The organism is Sphingobium psychrophilum, from assembly GCF_012927105.1.
GTDB classification, from domain to species: domain Bacteria; phylum Pseudomonadota; class Alphaproteobacteria; order Sphingomonadales; family Sphingomonadaceae; genus Sphingobium; species Sphingobium psychrophilum.
On the sequence record NZ_JABBFV010000003.1, the window covers coordinates 79,573 to 97,247 of the forward strand.

General features: G+C 63.5%; 9 protein-coding genes and 1 tRNA gene. 5 read left to right on the plus strand and 5 right to left on the minus strand.

All coding sequences use genetic code 11. The features are described 5' to 3' along the window. Positions 1 to 184 precede the first annotated feature (184 nt). From rpoB to HHL08_RS05405, 3 genes are all read left to right on the plus strand, one after another. The gene (gene rpoB, locus HHL08_RS05395; protein ID WP_169571467.1) at positions 185 to 4,348 is read left to right on the plus strand and encodes a DNA-directed RNA polymerase subunit beta; all 4,164 of its coding nucleotides are present in this window, start codon (positions 185 to 187) and stop codon (positions 4,346 to 4,348) included. A 75-nt stretch (positions 4,349 to 4,423) separates the two neighbouring features. Then, positions 4,424 to 8,710 carry a DNA-directed RNA polymerase subunit beta' gene (gene rpoC / locus HHL08_RS05400; protein ID WP_169571468.1) on the plus strand — a complete coding sequence of 1,429 codons (4,287 nt, stop codon included), beginning with the start codon at positions 4,424 to 4,426 and terminating at the stop codon, positions 8,708 to 8,710. A gap of 242 nt (positions 8,711 to 8,952) precedes the next feature. Further along, positions 8,953 to 9,026, plus strand: a tRNA-Gln gene (locus HHL08_RS05405). A 122-nt stretch (positions 9,027 to 9,148) separates the two neighbouring features. Here HHL08_RS05405 and HHL08_RS05410 read toward each other — a convergent pair. From HHL08_RS05410 to HHL08_RS05425, 4 genes are all read right to left on the minus strand, one after another. Further along, positions 9,149 to 10,765, minus strand: a complete 1,617-nt coding sequence (locus HHL08_RS05410; RefSeq protein WP_169571469.1) for an NAD(P)/FAD-dependent oxidoreductase — start codon at positions 10,763 to 10,765, stop codon at positions 9,149 to 9,151. Positions 10,766 to 10,807: 42 nt separating this feature from the next. Then, positions 10,808 to 12,079, minus strand: coding sequence for a PepSY-associated TM helix domain-containing protein (locus tag HHL08_RS05415; RefSeq protein ID WP_235954946.1), 1,272 nt, complete (start codon positions 12,077 to 12,079; stop codon positions 10,808 to 10,810). Between the two features lie 13 nt (positions 12,080 to 12,092). Beyond that, positions 12,093 to 14,129 (minus strand): TonB-dependent receptor family protein, encoded by a 2,037-nt coding sequence (locus HHL08_RS05420; RefSeq protein ID WP_169571470.1) that lies wholly within the window; start codon positions 14,127 to 14,129, stop codon positions 12,093 to 12,095. A 168-nt stretch (positions 14,130 to 14,297) separates the two neighbouring features. Then, complete coding sequence (locus HHL08_RS05425) at positions 14,298 to 14,705, minus strand: DUF2946 family protein (protein WP_169571471.1); 408 nt, start codon at positions 14,703 to 14,705, stop codon at positions 14,298 to 14,300. A gap of 106 nt (positions 14,706 to 14,811) precedes the next feature. On the opposite strand from HHL08_RS05425, the gene HHL08_RS05430 reads away from it, so the two are divergent. Beyond that, positions 14,812 to 15,222: a MerR family transcriptional regulator gene (locus HHL08_RS05430; RefSeq protein ID WP_169571472.1), complete on the plus strand. Its 411-nt coding sequence runs from the start codon at positions 14,812 to 14,814 to the stop codon at positions 15,220 to 15,222. A gap of 39 nt (positions 15,223 to 15,261) precedes the next feature. Next, complete coding sequence (locus tag HHL08_RS05435) at positions 15,262 to 17,064, plus strand: acyl-CoA dehydrogenase C-terminal domain-containing protein (protein ID WP_169571473.1); 1,803 nt, start codon at positions 15,262 to 15,264, stop codon at positions 17,062 to 17,064. A gap of 56 nt (positions 17,065 to 17,120) precedes the next feature. On the opposite strand, the gene HHL08_RS05440 is transcribed toward HHL08_RS05435, so the two are convergent. Then, the gene (locus HHL08_RS05440; protein WP_169571474.1) at positions 17,121 to 17,270 is read right to left on the minus strand and encodes a hypothetical protein; all 150 of its coding nucleotides are present in this window, start codon (positions 17,268 to 17,270) and stop codon (positions 17,121 to 17,123) included. Between the last annotated feature and the right edge of the window lie 405 nt (positions 17,271 to 17,675).

Genomic DNA, 17,675 nt, shown 5'->3' on the forward strand with positions numbered 1-17,675 from the left:
CGAAGCTGGCGGAATTGGGCGACTTCTGACGGGTCATCAGGTGCTGACAGTGCGGATCGGACAGTCCCGGCCCGCACTTTTTTGCGTGGAATGGCGGGTGCGAATCACCTTCTATTCCATCGCGCATGGACTGAGTTTTCGCTGGGATGCGGAAAAACGCGACGAATGAAGGCAAGGACAACGCATGGCGACCAAAGCTCTCCCCCCGATCAGCAACACCGGCGCGAAGAAGCGCATCAGGAAGGTGTTCGGCGACATCCACGAAGTGGTGCAAATGCCGAACCTGATCGAGGTCCAGCGGGAGAGCTATGAACAGTTCCTCCGTTCGAACCCCGCCATCGGCTATGTGTCGGGCCTGGAAAAGACGCTGCGCAGCGTTTTCCCGATCCGCGATTTCGCCGGCACCGCCGAAATGGACTTTGTCCATTATGAGCTGGAAGACCCGAAATATGACGTCGAGGAATGCCGTCAGCGCGGCATCACCTATGCGGCGCCGATGCGCGTTACCCTGCGCCTGATCGTGTTCGAAGTGGATCAGGACACCGAAACCCGTTCGGTTTTGGACATCAAGGAGCAGGACGTTTACATGGGCGACATGCCCCTGATGACGGGCAACGGCACCTTCATCGTCAACGGCACCGAGCGCGTCATCGTCAGCCAGATGCACCGTTCGCCGGGCGTTCTGTTCGACCATGACCGTGGCAAGACCCACTCGTCGGGCAAATATCTCTTCGCCGCGCGCGTCATCCCCTATCGCGGTTCGTGGCTCGATTTCGAATTCGACGCCAAGGACATCGTCAACGTCCGTATCGACCGCAAGCGCAAGCTGCCGGTCACCGCGCTGCTGTTCGCGCTGGGCCTGACGCCTGAAGATATCCTGGGCGAATTCTACAACAAGGTGACCTATGTTCGCGGTGAAGGCGGTTGGGTCATCCCCTATCTCGCCGAAGCCTGGCGCGGCCTGAAGCCCGCGTTCGACATCGTCGATGCCAAGACGGGCGAAGCCATCTTCCCCGCCGGCACCAAGATTTCGCCCCGCGCCGCCAATAAGGCGGAAAAGGACGGCCTGCAAACGCTGCTGATCCCGACCGAGGAAGTCTATGGGCGCTACAGCGCCTATGACCTCATCAACGAGAGCACCGGCGAAATCTACATCGAGGCTGGCGACGAAGTCAGCCCTGAGAATCTGGAAAAGCTGGACAAGGCGGGCATCGACCGTCTCGAACTGCTCGACATCGACCATGTTGGCACCGGCCCCTGGATTCGTAACACGCTCAAGGCCGACAAGGCCGAAGACCGCGACCAGGCCCTGTCCGACATTTATCGCGTCATGCGCCCCGGTGAACCGCCGACGAAGGAAACCGCCGAAGCCCTCTTCGCCGGCCTCTTCTTCGATCCCGAGCGCTATGACCTGTCGGCCGTTGGCCGCGTGAAGCTGAACATGCGCCTCGACCTGGACGCCGAAGACACGGTCACCACCCTGCGCGTCGAGGACATCCTTGCCGTCGTCAAGGAACTGGTGAACCTGAAGGACGGCAAGGGCGAAATCGACGATATCGACAACCTCGGTAACCGTCGCGTCCGTTCGGTCGGCGAATTGCTGGAAAACCAGTATCGCGTCGGGCTGCTGCGCATGGAACGCGCCGTCAAGGAGCGTATGTCGAGCGTCGATGTATCGACTGTGATGCCCAACGACCTGATCAACGCGAAGCCCGCCGTGGCGGCCGTGCGTGAATTCTTCGGCTCCAGCCAGCTGTCGCAGTTCATGGATCAGACCAACCCGCTGTCGGAGGTCACCCACAAGCGCCGCGTGTCGGCGCTTGGTCCGGGCGGTCTGACGCGCGAACGCGCAGGCTTCGAAGTCCGCGACGTTCACCCGACCCATTATGGCCGTATCTGCCCGATCGAAACGCCGGAAGGCCCGAACATCGGTCTGATCAACAGCCTCGCGACCTTCAGCCGCGTCAACAAATACGGCTTCATCGAAACGCCGTACCGTAAGGTCGTGGACAACAAGGTCACCGACGACGTCGTGTATCTGTCGGCGATGGAAGAGGCCAAGCACACGATCGCGCAGGCCAACGCCGAAGTGAATGCCGACGGCCATTTCGTCGAGGATCTGATCTCCAGCCGCGAAGCCGGCGAATTCCTGATGGCGCCGCGCGACCACATCACCCTGATGGACGTCAGCCCCAAGCAGCTGGTGTCGGTCGCCGCATCGCTCATTCCATTCCTAGAAAATGATGACGCCAACCGCGCCCTCATGGGATCGAACATGCAGCGCCAGGCGGTGCCTTTGGTTCAGGCCGAAGCGCCGTTCGTGGGCACCGGCATGGAAGGCACGGTCGCCCGTGACTCCGGCGCGGCCGTCGCATCCAAGCGGGCGGGTATCGTCGACCAGGTTGACGCGACCCGTATCGTCATCCGTGCGACCGGCGACATCGAAGCCGGTCAGTCGGGCGTCGACATCTACACGCTCCAGAAGTTCCAGCGATCGAACCAGGACACCTGCATCAACCAGCGTCCGCTGGTGCAGGTTGGCGACCTGATCGAAGCCGGCGACGTCATCGCCGATGGCCCGTCGACCGAGTTTGGCGAGTTGGCGCTGGGTCGGAACACGCTCGTCGCGTTCATGCCCTGGAATGGCTACAACTACGAAGACTCCATCCTGATCTCCGAGCGGATCGTGAAGGACGACGTTTTCACCTCGATTCATATCGAGGAGTTCGAGGTCATGGCCCGCGACACCAAGCTGGGGCCAGAGGACATCACCCGCGACATTCCCAATGTCGGTGAAGAAGCGCTGCGCAACCTCGACGAGGCGGGCATCGTTTACATCGGCGCGGAAGTGGAGCCGGGCGACATCCTGGTCGGCAAGATCACCCCCAAGGGTGAATCGCCGATGACCCCGGAAGAAAAGCTGCTCCGCGCGATCTTCGGTGAAAAGGCGTCTGACGTGCGCGACACGTCGCTGCGCCTGCCGCCGGGCGTTGCCGGGACTGTCGTTGAAGTGCGCGTGTTCAACCGCCACGGCATCGACAAGGACGAGCGCGCCATGGCGATCGAGCGGGAGGAAATCGACCGCCTCGCCAAGGATCGCGAGGACGAACGCGCCATCCTCAACCGGGCGACCTTCAACCGCCTGCACGAAATGCTGCTGACCCAGACCGCCTCTGCGGCTCCCAAGGGGGTCAAGAAGGGCGTCGTGATCGACGAAGCCCTGCTGGCCGAAGTCGAGCGTCACGAATGGTGGAAGTTCGCAGTCGAGGACGACAGCCGCCAGGCGCAGATCGAAGCGATCAAGGGCCAGTATGACGAAGCGGTGAAGTCGATCGTCGACAAGTTCGAGGATCGCGTCGACAAGCTGCAGCGCGGCGACGAGCTGCCGCCGGGCGTGCTCAAAATGGTCAAGGTGTTCGTGGCGGTGAAGCGCAAGCTGCAACCGGGCGACAAGATGGCCGGCCGTCACGGTAACAAGGGCGTCATTTCGCGCATCCTGCCCGTAGAGGACATGCCGTTTCTGGAAGACGGCACCCATGTCGACATCGTGCTGAACCCGCTGGGCGTGCCATCGCGCATGAACGTCGGTCAGATCTTCGAAACGCATCTGGGCTGGGCCGCCCGTGGCCTTGGCCAACAGCTCAAACATGCGCTGGAAGACTGGCGTGAGGCCAATCCGAACCCGTCGGCGGGCGACATGCCCGACGCGGTCAAGGAACGGCTGCTGACCTCCTATGGTCCGCGCTATGCCGAACAGATCGAGGCGCGCTCGCCAGAGCAGATCATCGATCTGGCCGAACATCTCCAGCGGGGCATCCCGATGGCGACGCCGGTGTTCGACGGTGCGCGTGAAGCGGACGTGTCGGCGATGCTGTCGCTGGCGGGGCTGGCTACATCGGGCCAGTCGGACCTGTATGACGGCCGCACCGGCGATCGGTTCGACCGCAAGGTGACCGTCGGCATCATCTACATGTTGAAGCTGCATCACTTGGTCGACGACAAGATCCATGCCCGTTCGATCGGCCCCTACAGCCTCGTCACGCAGCAGCCGCTGGGTGGTAAGGCGCAGTTCGGTGGTCAGCGCTTCGGTGAAATGGAGGTCTGGGCGCTCCAGGCCTATGGCGCGGCCTATACGTTGCAGGAAATGCTGACGGTGAAGTCGGACGACGTGGTCGGCCGCACCAAGGTCTATGAGGCGATCGTCAAGGGTGACGACACCTTCGAGGCCGGTATTCCCGAAAGCTTCAACGTGCTGGTCAAGGAAATGCGCTCGCTGGGCCTCAACGTCGAACTCGCGACGGCCGATCCGGTCGTTGACGAAGACGGCGTCGCGCTGGCGGCGGAATAAGGATGGGGGCGCAGCCTTTGGCAGCGCCCCTCCCCTGCTTCGCCCGGAGATTTACCCTCTAGAGGGACTAAAAATATGAATGAACTGACCAACTTCGCGAACCCGGTCGTCAAGGCCGAGACTTTCGATCAGATCCAGATCGGGCTTGCCTCGCCGGAGCGCATCCGGTCCTGGTCCTTCGGCGAGATCAAGAAGCCGGAAACCATCAATTATCGCACGTTCAAGCCCGAGCGTGACGGCCTGTTCTGCGCGCGCATCTTCGGTCCGATCAAGGATTACGAGTGCCTGTGCGGCAAGTATAAGCGCATGAAGTATAAGGGCATCGTCTGCGAAAAGTGCGGTGTCGAAGTTACCGTGAGCAAGGTGCGCCGTGAGCGCATGGGCCATATCGAACTGGCTGCCCCCGTCGCGCATATCTGGTTCCTGAAGTCGCTGCCCTCGCGCATCGGCCTGCTGCTCGACATGCAGCTCAAGCAGCTTGAGCGCGTGCTGTATTTCGAAAGCTATATCGTCATCGAGCCGGGCCTGACCTCGCTCGACAAATATCAGCTGCTAAACGAAGACGAACTGCTCGACGCGCAGGACCAGTATGGCGAAGACGCCTTCTCCGCCGGCATCGGCGCGGAAGCGGTCAAGCAGATGCTGATGGACCTCGACCTGGAAGGCGAAAAGCAGATCCTGCTGGACGAGCTGGCCGTCACCAAGTCGGAACTCAAGCCCAAGAAGATCATCAAGCGCCTGAAGGTCGTCGAATCCTTCCTGGAATCGGGCAATCGCCCCGAATGGATGATTCTGGACGTCGTCCCGGTCATCCCGCCGGAACTGCGCCCGCTGGTGCCGCTGGACGGCGGTCGTTTCGCGACGTCGGATCTGAACGACCTGTATCGCCGCGTCATCAACCGTAACAACCGGTTGAAGCGCCTGATGGAACTGCGCGCGCCGGACATCATCGTCCGCAACGAAAAGCGCATGTTGCAGGAAGCGGTCGACGCCCTGTTCGACAATGGCCGTCGCGGCCGTGTCATCACCGGCGCCAACAAGCGTCCGCTCAAGTCGCTGTCCGATATGCTCAAGGGCAAGCAGGGCCGCTTCCGCCAGAATCTTCTGGGCAAGCGCGTCGATTATTCGGGTCGTTCGGTCATCGTCACCGGTCCTGAGCTGAAGCTGCACCAGTGCGGCTTGCCCAAGAAGATGGCGCTCGAACTGTTCAAGCCGTTCATCTACGCCCGCCTGGACGCCAAGGGTCTGTCCATGACCCTGAAGCAGGCGAAGAAGTGGGTCGAGAAAGAGCGCAAGGAAGTCTGGGACATTCTGGACGAGGTGATCCGCGAGCATCCCGTGATGCTCAACCGCGCGCCCACGCTTCACCGTCTGGGCATCCAGGCGTTCGAACCCGTGCTGATCGAGGGCAAGGCGATCCAGCTTCACCCGCTGGTCTGCTCCGCCTTCAACGCCGACTTCGATGGCGATCAGATGGCCGTCCACGTTCCGCTGAGCCTGGAAGCCCAGTTGGAAGCGCGCGTGCTGATGATGTCGACCAACAACATCCTGTCGCCAGCGAACGGCAAGCCGATCATCGTGCCGTCGCAGGACATGGTGCTGGGCATCTATTATCTGTCGATGGAGCGCGAAGGCGAGCCGGGCGAAGGCATGCTGCTGTCCGACATGTCGGAAGTCCATCAGGCGCTGTTCGCCAAGGCGGTGACCCTGCACAGCAAGATCATCAGCCGCGTGCCGCAGACCGACGAGGCGGGCAACAGCTACCTCAAGCGGTATGAAACCACGCCGGGCCGCATGTTGCTGGGCGAATGCCTGCCGCAGAACCACAAGGTTCCATTCGACGTCGTCAACCGCCTGCTGACCAAGAAGGACGTCGGCGACGTGATCGACGAGGTCTATCGTCACACCGGCCAGAAGGACACGGTGCTGTTCGCCGACGCCATCATGGCGCTGGGCTTCAAGCATGCGTTCCAGGCGGGCATTTCGTTCGGCAAGGACGACATGGTCATTCCTGACTCGAAGGAAGGCACCGTCGCCGAAACCAAGGCGCTGGTGGCCGATTACGAGCAGCAATATCAGGACGGCCTGATCACCCAGCAGGAAAAGTACAACAAGGTGATCGACGCCTGGAGCCGTTGCGGCGACCAGGTGGCGAACGCCATGATGGACGAGATCAAGGCCCAGCCCAGGGATCCCGCAACCGGCCGCCTCGCGCAGATCAACTCGATCTACATGATGGCACATTCCGGTGCGCGTGGTTCGCAGGCACAGATGAAGCAGCTGGCCGGTATGCGCGGCCTGATGGCCAAGCCGTCGGGCGAGATCATCGAAACGCCGATCATCTCGAACTTCAAGGAAGGTCTGACCGTCCTTGAATATTTCAACTCCACCCACGGCGCGCGTAAGGGCCTGGCGGATACGGCGCTTAAGACGGCGAACTCGGGTTACCTGACCCGCCGTCTGGTCGACGTGTCGCAGGATTGCACCATCGTCGAGGAAGATTGCGGCACCGAAAAGGCGCTGGAGATGAAGGCGATCGTCCAGGGCGGTTCCGTCATCGCCTCGCTGGGCGAACGCATCCTGGGCCGCACCACCGCGCAGGACATTGTCGACAGCAAGGATGGCACCATCGTCATCCCCATCGGCACCCTGCTGGACGAACCGATGATCGCCCAGATCGAAGCGATCGGCACCCAGGCCGTGAAGATCCGCTCACCCCTGATCTGCGAAAGCAAGATGGGCGTATGCGGCAAATGCTACGGCCGTGACCTCGCCCGCGGTACGCCGGTGAATATCGGTGAAGCGGTTGGCGTCATCGCGGCGCAGTCCATCGGTGAACCGGGCACGCAGCTGACCATGCGTACCTTCCACATCGGCGGCGCGGCGAACTTCAACGAAACGTCGAACCTGGAATCGATGGCGGACGGCACGATCGAACTGCGTGACATGCCGACCATCACCGACAAGCTTGGCCGTCGCCTGTCGCTCGCCCGCAACGGCGAGATCGCGATCATCGACAGCGAAGGTCGCGAGCGCGAAACCCATCGCCTGCCTTATGGTGCCACCATCCTGTTTGCAGATGGCGACACCGTGAAGAAGGGCGAGCGTTTCGCCGAGTGGGATCCCTTCACCATGCCGGTGATCACGGAAAAGCCGGGTATCGTTAAGTATGTCGACCTGATCGACAGCAAGACGCTGACCGAACAGACCGACGAAGCCACCGGCATCGCACAGCGCGTCGTGACGGAACATCGTGGTGCCGCCCGCACCAAGGAAGACCTTCGCCCGCGCCTGACCCTGCTGGACGACCAGTCCGGCGAAGCCGCTCGCTACATGCTGGCGGTGGGGGCTACCCTGTCGGTCGATGATGGCGCCCAGGTGCAGGCCGGTGACGTGCTGGCGCGTGTCAGCCGTGAAGCGGCCAAGACCCGCGACATCACCGGTGGTCTGCCGCGCGTCGCCGAACTGTTCGAAGCCCGCAAGCCCAAGGACAATGCGATCATTGCCAAGGTGTCGGGCCGCGTCCAGTTCCTGAAGGATTATAAGGCGAAGCGTAAGATCGCCATCAATCCCGAAGATGGCGGCGAGCCGGTCGAATATCTGATCCCCAAGAGCAAGGTGATCGACGTTCAGGAAGGCGATTTCGTCAAGCGCGGCGACAACCTGATCGGTGGTTCGCCCGATCCGCACGACATTCTGGAAGTGCTGGGTATCGAGCCGCTGGCCGAATATCTGGTCGCCGAAATCCAGGAAGTCTATCGTCTGCAGGGCGTGAAGATCAACGACAAGCACATCGAAACGATCGTTCGCCAGATGCTGCAAAAGGTCGAGATCATCGAGTCCGGCGACACCACCTTGTTGGTGGGCGAGCAGATCGACCGCGAGGAAATGGACGAGATCAACGCCAAGCTCCAGCCGGGCTTCGCGTTCGCCGCTGGCAAGCCGGTGCTGCTCGGCATCACCAAGGCGTCGCTGCAAACCCGCAGCTTCATCTCGGCGGCGTCCTTCCAGGAAACCACCCGCGTCCTCACGGAAGCGGCGGTCCAGGGCAAGAAGGACACGCTGGTCGGCCTGAAGGAAAATGTCATCGTCGGCCGCCTGATCCCCGCGGGCACCGGTGCGGGCATGAACCGCCTGCGCGTTGCCGCCTCCTCGCGCGATGCGGCGATGCGGGCCGCGCTGCGGGCCTCCAGCCAGGTCGACCTGATCGCGCCCAAGTCGGCTGCCGCCGAACGTGCGGCCGAACTGGCGCAGGGTCCGGAAGCGGCGATCGGCAATGATCCGTTGGCCGCTGTCGAAGGCGAAACCCACGGCACCGATGCGGACGCGGGCGATTACCTGCTGAAGAGCGACGGCGAATAAGCCCTTTGAAAGCATGGGAGCCGCTTCCTATATGGATGGTGGCTCCCATGCCCTTCGCTCCCGCAAGGGAGAGAAGCTTATGCCCGCCGGATGCATCATGCGCCCGGCGGGCTTTCTTTTTGCGGGCAAAAGTAGGTCAGACCGGGTTTTTAACAGTCGGTCCGGTCTTCTGAATTTTCTCTTGACCGGGACAAAAACCGCGCCTATCTGCGGCCTCCCAAGCGCGGTGCGCTAAGGATTGATGCCCGATCCTCTAATGGTAAGAGAGCGGACTCTGACTCCGTCAATCAAGGTTCGAGTCCTTGTCGGGCATCCAAATATACCCACCTAAATAGCTGATCTGCCATCCGCTTGAAAATCCGGCCTCATGCCGTGGGCTTTGCTGGCGGCGGGGTCGCAGACCGTTAGGCGCGGCACATTCTTACGACAACGCCGATATCAAACCAGCGTGCGCGCCACCGCTTCGGCGACCTTGATGCCGTCGATCGCGGCGGACAGGATGCCGCCGGCATAGCCTGCACCCTCGCCTGCCGGGTATAGGCCCACAACATTGAGGCTCTGAAAATCCTTGCCGCGGGTGATGCGGATGGGGGAAGAGGTTCGCGTCTCCACGCCCGTCATTACCGCGTCGGGATGGTCATAATGCGCGATCTGCCGGCCGAAGGCGGGCAGCGCTTCGTGGAAAGCCTCAATCACATAGTCGGGCAGGCAGCGCGCCAGGTCGGTGGGGGTCACGCCCGGCTTGTAGGAGGGCACGACATCGCCCAACTGGGTCGAGGGGCGGCGGGCGAGGAAGTCGCCGACCGTCTGGCCGGGCGCCCAGTAGGAGGAGCCGCCCGCGACATAGGCCATCGATTCCCAATGGCGTTGCAGGTCGATCCCGGCCAGCGGCCCGTCAGGATAGTCGCGCGCTGGATCGATGCCGACGACCAGGCCGGAATTGGCGTTGAATTCTGCGCGGCTATATTGGCTCATGCCGTTGGTGACGACCCGCCCTTCTTCCGAGGTGGCCGCGACGACCCGGCCGCCCGGACACATGCAGAAGCTGTAGACGGTGCGGCCATTGGCGCAGTGATGGGCCAGGCTGTAGGAGGCTGCGCCCAGATCCGGATGACCGGCGCATGGGCCGTAGCGGGCGCGATCGACCCAGCTTTGCGGATGTTCGATCCGCACCCCGATGGAAAAGGGCTTGGGTTCGATATGGACGCCCCGGCCGTGGAGCATATCGAATGTCGGCCGGGCGCTGTGGCCGACGGCCAGCACGACATGGTCGGTGTCGATCACGCTGCCGTCGTGGAGGACGACGCCGCGCAGCCGCTGTTCCCCCTCGGCCGTGCGCTCCAGCACCAGATCATCGACGCGGTGCTGCCAGCGATATTCGCCGCCCAGCGCCTCGATCTGGCGGCGCATCGCTTCGACCATGGTGACGAGGCGGAAGGTGCCGATATGGGGATGCGCTTCCCACAATATGTCATCGGGCGCGCCGGCGGCGACGAACTCTTCCAGCACCTTGCGGCCCAGGAAGCGCGGGTCTTTGACGCGGCAATAGAGCTTGCCATCGGAGAAGGTGCCCGCGCCGCCCTCGCCGAACTGGACGTTGCTGTCGGGGTTCAATTCGGCGCGGCGCCACAGGCCCCAGGTGTCCTTGGTCCGTTCGCGCACCACCTTGCCGCGATCGAGGATGATCGGGCGGAAACCCATCTGCGCCAGGATCAGCCCTGCGAACAGGCCACATGGTCCCGCGCCGATGACGACCGGGCGCTTGCCCTGCCAACCGCCCGGCGCATGGGTGACGAATTTGTAGCTGGTGTCCGGGGTCGGGCGGACGTCATGATCGTTGGCGAAGCGCGCCAGCACGCCAGCTTCGTCCGCGACATCGATGTCGAGCGTATAGACCAGCAGGATCGCGCTGCGGCGGCGGGCGTCGTTGCCGCGCCGCACCAGGCTGTGGCCGCGCAATTCATGCGGCTCCAGCCCCAGGCGGTCGCAGATGGCGGCGGGCATCGCCTCGGCCGGATGGTCGAGGGGCAGTTTCAGGCCGGACAGGCGGATCATGGGATCGCCCATAGTGCGTCGGGACCGGAAATGAAATGGCGGTCACGCCCTTCGCATCCGCCAGGCCAGTCCTTCCCCCGCCAGAGCGGCCAGCATCGAAAGGCCGGTGAGCGGGAAGAGGATGCCAAGCCCCAGCATCAACGCGGCGACCATGCGCCGGGCGGCGGGTGTGGACGGCGGCGGCGGGTGCAGCCGGCCATGCTTGCGCCGCTTCCACCACAGGATCGGTGCGGTGACGCACAGCGCCAGCAGGCAGAGGCAGCCCGCCAGCATCAGCAGCCGGTTGACCTCCCCATATTGCTGGCCCTGATGGGTGGCGATGCCCCATTCGACCGCCTTTGCGCCCGGACCGAACATGCGCCAGTCGATATCCTGCACCACCGCGCCGCTGGCCGCGTCGATGGTGAGGGCGCGGGCGTCGTCGGCGCGCTGGACCAGGGTCGCGACCAGATAGGGCGCGCCGGGGGTGGCGGGCAGGATGATCTGATAGCCATGGCGCAGGCCGCGCGCCGCGGCGATCCGGGCGACCGTATCGACACCGATGTCGCCCGGCGCGCCCGCCGCGCCGCCGCCTTCGCGCAGGGTCCAGGGGAGCGCATCCCTGGCCGGGGCGGCCCAGGGGATGACCGCCATTTTCGGCCGTCCCCAATCGTTCGCGGCGACGACCGCGCGCAATCCCCCGCCCCAGACATCGGTCCAAGGCATACCGGTCACCGCCAGGAACAGGATCACACCCGCCGACAGGAAGCCCAGCGTGCCATGCAGGTCGCGCCAGAACAGCCGACCCCCTGCTTGACCCCGGATCGCCAGGGCGGGCTGGCCGCGCCGGGGCCAGCGCAGATAGAGGCCGGTGACGCACAGGATGATCGCCCAGCCCGCCACGACCTCCACCAGCCGGTTGCCGATCGAGCCGGTCAGCGCCAGGCTGTGCAGATCCTTGATCGTCTTCATAATGCCACCATTATGGATGACGCCGCGGACGCGACCGTCAAATGCGTCAACGAGTTGGACAGTAGTAGCGCCATTTTTGGCTCTGGTCGTCACCCGCCAGCTTTCCGTCCGCGCGGCCGGGATCAGGAGTTGGGTGACGGGATCGCCCGAATATCGTTGCGATATCGTAATTATCTGTGATGGCGGCAAGGGCTGCGCATCGGGCGGCGCAGCAATCCGCACCGGATAGAGCAAAGCCTCCACCTCCGGCTTGTAGAGATAGAGCGCGCCCGTCACCGCCATAAGCGCCAATATGGGCAGGACGATCAGCCCGGCATAGAAATGCCAGCGCCACATCGCCCGGTAGAAAGCTCGGTCTTCCATCGTCCGCCTCCCGTCAGAAACGCGCGCGGACGCCGGCATAGAATGCACGGCGTTCGATAGGATAGAAGGCGACGCTGCCTTCGTCGGCAGCGGTCACGGCATTGTCCGGCGTGTAGCGGACGAGCGCGCTGATATCGCCGATCGCACGCTTCCCGGTGAGGTTGCGGGCGTCGAGGAACAGGGTGACGCCGTCGCGCAACTTCGCCTGCGCGTTCAGGTTCAGCATCGCATAGCGGCCCACCCGCTTCGTGTTGGCATAATCGACCCAGGCGCCCTGCGGCAGCCACTCGACGGCGGGCGACAGGCTGAGGCGATCCGTGCCCAGCCGGAGTTCCGCGCGGTAAAAGTGGCGCGGGATCACCGGCAAGCGATTGTCCCCGAACTGGATGTCGTCGCGGAAACGGAAGTCGCTATATTGATAGACCTGCCGCAGCGTCGCCCAAGGCGTCAGGGTCAGATCGAGGCCAGCCTCCAGCCCCTGATGTCGGGTGCGATCGGCATTGAAGGTAGCGGCGGGAATGGTGCCGGCGACGACGCTATATTGCAGCATCTCGCCCCGTATGTCAGCGCGATAGAGGCTGATGTCCCAACCGACGATGCCCATCCGGCCGCGGGTGCCGACTTCGGCCGTCCACGCCTTTTGCAGGCCGACCGGGGTGAAGCCGGGAAGCCCGCCAGTCGGCGTCTGGCTGAGTTCGCTAAAGCCGGGCATTTCGACGGACCGGCTGTAATTGGCATAGACCTGGACCGCCTCCAACGGTTGGTAGAGCAGGCCGATCTTGGGCGCGAAAGCGTCGAAATCGGCGTCGCCGCTGCGGGCGGTGACGAAACGATTGGCGATGGAGCGCTCGCCGTGGCTGTAGAGGCCGCCGGCGATCAGCCAGAGATGGGCGACCGGCGCGATCCGCGCTTCGCCATAGCTGTTGATCGTCTGTGCCTTTTGCCGGACATTGGCGGTGATCGCCCCGCTGCGCCCGCCGATGTTGACGAATTGGCGCGCCTGCACTTCGCCGAATCGGGCCTGACTGCCCAGCGTCAGTTCGACCGGCACCCCGCCCAGATCGCCCGCAAGATCGAGGCTGGCGAAGACGCCGCGATCCTCCGACTTCTGGTCGATCACCTGGAAGATCGGGTGGAAAAGCTGCTTGGCGTTGTAGAACAGACCGAAGGCCAGGCTGCCCTGCCCCAGATCGATGGTGGTGCGATTCTGGAGCCGGAATGAATCGATGTCGCGCGCCTGATCGCCAACGACATTGCCCTTGCGCGGGTTATTCAGCACATCCTTTTCGCTGAGCGCACCGGCCAGTTTCTGACGGAGCGTCTGGCCGCTGGCGTAGAAGCGGGTTTCGATACGGTCGCTGAGTTTGAGGCCGACATTGCCGTTGAAACGCAGCGCCTTGCGCGCGCCATGGACGCGGTCGCTGTCGGATAGATCGGCGGTGATCGCAGCATAGGCGTCGCCATGATCGTCGGCATAGCCATAGGCGATCTTGCCGCGCAGCGTGTCGAAGCTGCCGCCATCGATGCGCAGTTCCGCGCCCGGCGCGCTGCGGCCGGTCGGCGTCACGGCATTGATCGCGCCGCCCAGCGTCGATCCGCCATAACGCAGCGCATTGCCGCCACGATAGACCTCGATATGCTGGAAGACCTGCGGGTCCAGTTCCTGAAAATCGCCATTATCGTCGGCCAGGTTGATCGGAATGCCATCCTGCAAGAGGGTCAGTCCGCGCATGTGGAAGCCGCGCGAAAGCCCCGATCCGCGAATCGATATCCGCACCTCCTGCCCGAAGCGCGGCTGCGTGTAGACGCCGGGCGAGAAGGCGAGCGCATCGCGTAGCGAGACGGCAAGTTTGTTTTCAAACGCATCCGCCGCGACGACATCGACGCCGCCGGGGGTCTGCTGGACGCGGGCGGCGGCGGCTTCGATGACAGGACTCGCGGTGACGATGATGGCGCTCTGCTCGGCCTCCTCGGCGAAGGCGGGAACGGCGGACAAGGCGAGGATGAGCGCGCACAGCGGCAGGCTGCGCGTGGCGTGGGTGTGACGCATGGAACGACTTTCTGAAAATAGGGATTCGTGATCGGCGCGCGCGGGGCAGCGGCGATCAGGTCATGCGCGCTCCGTGTTCCCGCGACGGCGGGAACCCAGTTCGGACGGGAGGACTAGGCTCCCGCCTACGCAGGAACACGTCGTCTTGACCGGAAAGCGCATTGGAAATCAGAAAGTCGTGGGCGGCCCAGATGATGGCGGCGGCGGCGCGGCGAGGCGGGCGATGACGCCCGTCTTGAGCGCGAAGGCGATCGGGCCGAAGGCAATCTGCCAGGCCGGGAGCAACAGGTCGGCGACGATGAGTGGCGGCACGACCGGCTGGACCGAGGCCGCGAAGGGGCAATGTTGCTGGCCGGTCATGCCATCGTCGGGCTGGCCGTGCTTGCCCGGTGCTTCCCCGCGCGGGACCACGACATTGACCGCGCCCTGCCCGGTGCAGAGCGTGACGATGACGCCCCTTTCCGTGCGCACCGGCATGAAGCCGGTCGGGGCCAGCAGTTGGATGGCGAGGACGAGCAAAGCGAGTGCGGTCAACAGCCCACGCGCCCTCTCCGATTGTCTGATCGCCCCCATCATCGCGCTTCCCTAGCGGCGACGGGGCGTTCTGTCATCCGGTCAAAAGGTCCAACCTGTCCCTTCACTCACCTTGACGTAAACGTAAAGCTTGATTACATCCTGTCTCATGAACACGCGCAGCAGCATCGCCGGCATCGAACTGCCCGACCATAGCGAACGGCAGAGCTACAGCATCACCGACCTGTCCGAAGAGTTTGGTGTGACCGCGCGCGCGCTGCGCTTTTATGAGGATGAAGGGCTGATCTCACCGGAACGGCACGGCCTGGCCCGTATCTATTCGCGGCGCGACCGCGCCCGGCTCGCCTGGATTTTGCGCGGCAAGCGCGTGGGTTTCAGCCTGACCGAAATTCGCGAGATGATCGACCTTTACGACGCCGACGAGGAGCACGAGGCCCAGCGCCGCGTCACCGTGGACAAGTGCAAGGCGCGAATCGACCTCTTGACCCGGCAGAAAGAGGATATCGACGCCGCCATCGCCGAACTGGACGCTTTCGTCGCAGCCATCGAACAGCGCTAATTCCCTACCCTACCCATAAAAATATCGCAGGAGAAGATCATGCCCAGCTATGCCGCCCCCGTTCGCGACACCCGTTTCGTGCTGGACCATGTGGTCGGGCTGGACCGTTACGCCAACCTGCCCGGCTTTGAAAACGCCACCCCCGACCTGGTCGAGGCGATCCTGACCGAAGGCGGCAAGATGGCGGCCGAGGTGCTGTTCCCGCTGAACGCGGTCGGCGACAAGGAAGGCTGCACCCGGCACCCCGACGGCAGCGTGACGACGCCGACCGGCTTCAAGGCAGCGTTCGACCAGTTCGTCGCGGGCGGTTGGACCACCATCCACGGCCCGGCGGAATTTGGCGGCCAGGGCCTGCCCAGCGTGTTGGCGACGGCGGTCGATGAATATGTGCTGTCGGCCAACCAGGCGTTTGAAATGTATCATGGCCTGACCGCCGGCGCGGTCGCTGCGCTGATCGCCAAGGGCAGCGCCGAATTGCAGCAGCGCTACATTCCCAAGATGGTGTCGGGCGAATGGACCGGCACGATGAACCTGACCGAACCGCATTGCGGCACGGACCTGGGCCTGATCAAGAGCAAGGCGGTGCCTCAGGCCGACGGCAGCTATAGCATCACCGGCACCAAGATATTCATTTCGGCGGGCGAGCATGACCTGTCGGAGAATATCATCCATCTGGTGCTGGCCAAGACGCCCGACGCGCCCGAAGGCAGCAAGGGCATTTCGCTGTTCGTCGTGCCCAAGTTCTTCGTCGGCGACGACGGGTCGGTGGGTGACCGTAACGCCGTGTCCTGCGGATCGATCGAACATAAGATGGGCATTCACGGCAACGCCACCTGCGTCATGAATTATGACGGCGCGACCGGCTGGATCGTGGGCGAGGAGAATAAGGGCCTGGCTGCGATGTTCATCATGATGAACGCGGCGCGGCTGGGCGTTGGCCTTCAGGGGCTGGGCCAGGCGGAAATCGCGTTCCAGAATGCCGTTCATTATGCCCGCGACCGCCGCCAGGGTCGCGCGCTGACCGGGCCGAAGGAGCCGCAGGAAAAGGCCGACACGCTGTTCGTCCATCCCGATGTGCGCCGGATGCTGATGGAGGCCAAGGCGATCACCGAAGGGCTGCGCGCCTTCATCCTGTGGGGCGCGTTGCAGGTGGACCTGTCGCATCATGCCGCCACCGAAGAAGAACGCCAGAGTGCCGACGACCTCATCAGCCTGCTGACCCCGGTCATCAAGGGATACGGCACTGACAAGGGCTTCGACGTCGCGGTCGCCTGCCAGCAAGTGTTCGGCGGTCATGGCTATATCTGGGAAAATGGCGTGGAGCAGTATGTCCGCGACGCCCGCATCGCCCAGATTTACGAAGGCACTAATGGCGTGCAGGCGATGGATCTTGTCGGTCGCAAGCTGCCGATGAACGGCGGGCGGGCGCTCCAGGCCTTCCTGAAGATCGTGGCGGACGAGGTGGCCGACGCCAAGGGGCATGAGAAGCTGAGCGGCTTTGCCGAGGCGCTGGAAAAGGCGAGCGCGCAGTTGGGCGCGGCGACCATGTGGCTGATGCAGAACGCGATGAAGAACCCCGACCATGCCGGGGCCGGCGCGCATCACTATATGCACATCATGGGGATCGTTGCGACCGGCCTGATGTGGCTGCGCATGAGCAAGGCGGCGGTGACGCTGCTGGAAGCGGGCGAAGGGGACGCGAAGTATCTGGAAGCCAAGCTGGTGACGGCGCGCTTCTACGCGGAACGGATTATGCCCGATGCAGGGTCGCTGCGTCGCAAGATCGAGGGCGGGGCCGACGCGCTGATGGCGCTGGACCCGGACATGTTCCTGGCCGCCTGACCCGGCGACCCGCGTCAGCGCAAGGAAGGGCGGCCCATCGGTCGCCCTTCCTTGCGTCAGGCCGCGAGCGGCAGCTGTTCTTCGACCGGGGTCGGCGTCACATCGTCCGCGACCGGCACCTGCGCCTTGGCAAGACCGGCCATATAGCGTTCGGCGGTGACGACGTCACGGCGATAGGCGAAATAGAGCGACAGCAGGGAAAACATCGTAAAGCCTCGATTGATGGATTTTGCTGCGTTGCAGCATCGAGCTTCATTTGGGCGTCCGCGCGCGCGTTCGCAAATGCAATGCGGGTCAGGGCGATTGCAGTTAGCGTAATTCGGCGTAGCGGGTTGATCTGGTAGCTATCAAAGGTGGACGCTCACCAGATAGGTTGCATGACCGGCAAGCGGCTACCCCACTCCGTCACCCCAGCGAAGGCTGGGGTCTCATGCGACGATGCGATGCGGTTGAGTAAGTGCAAAGCCCAACCGCCGCGCACCCCCTCGCGAGACCCCAGCCTTTGCTGGGGTGACGGGGTTTTTTACGTCGTATTTTGCGTGAATTTTCGCCAAAAGCGGAATGGCAGCTAACCGCCCATCCCCCCTTCCCATGCAACAACGCTCCCCTAG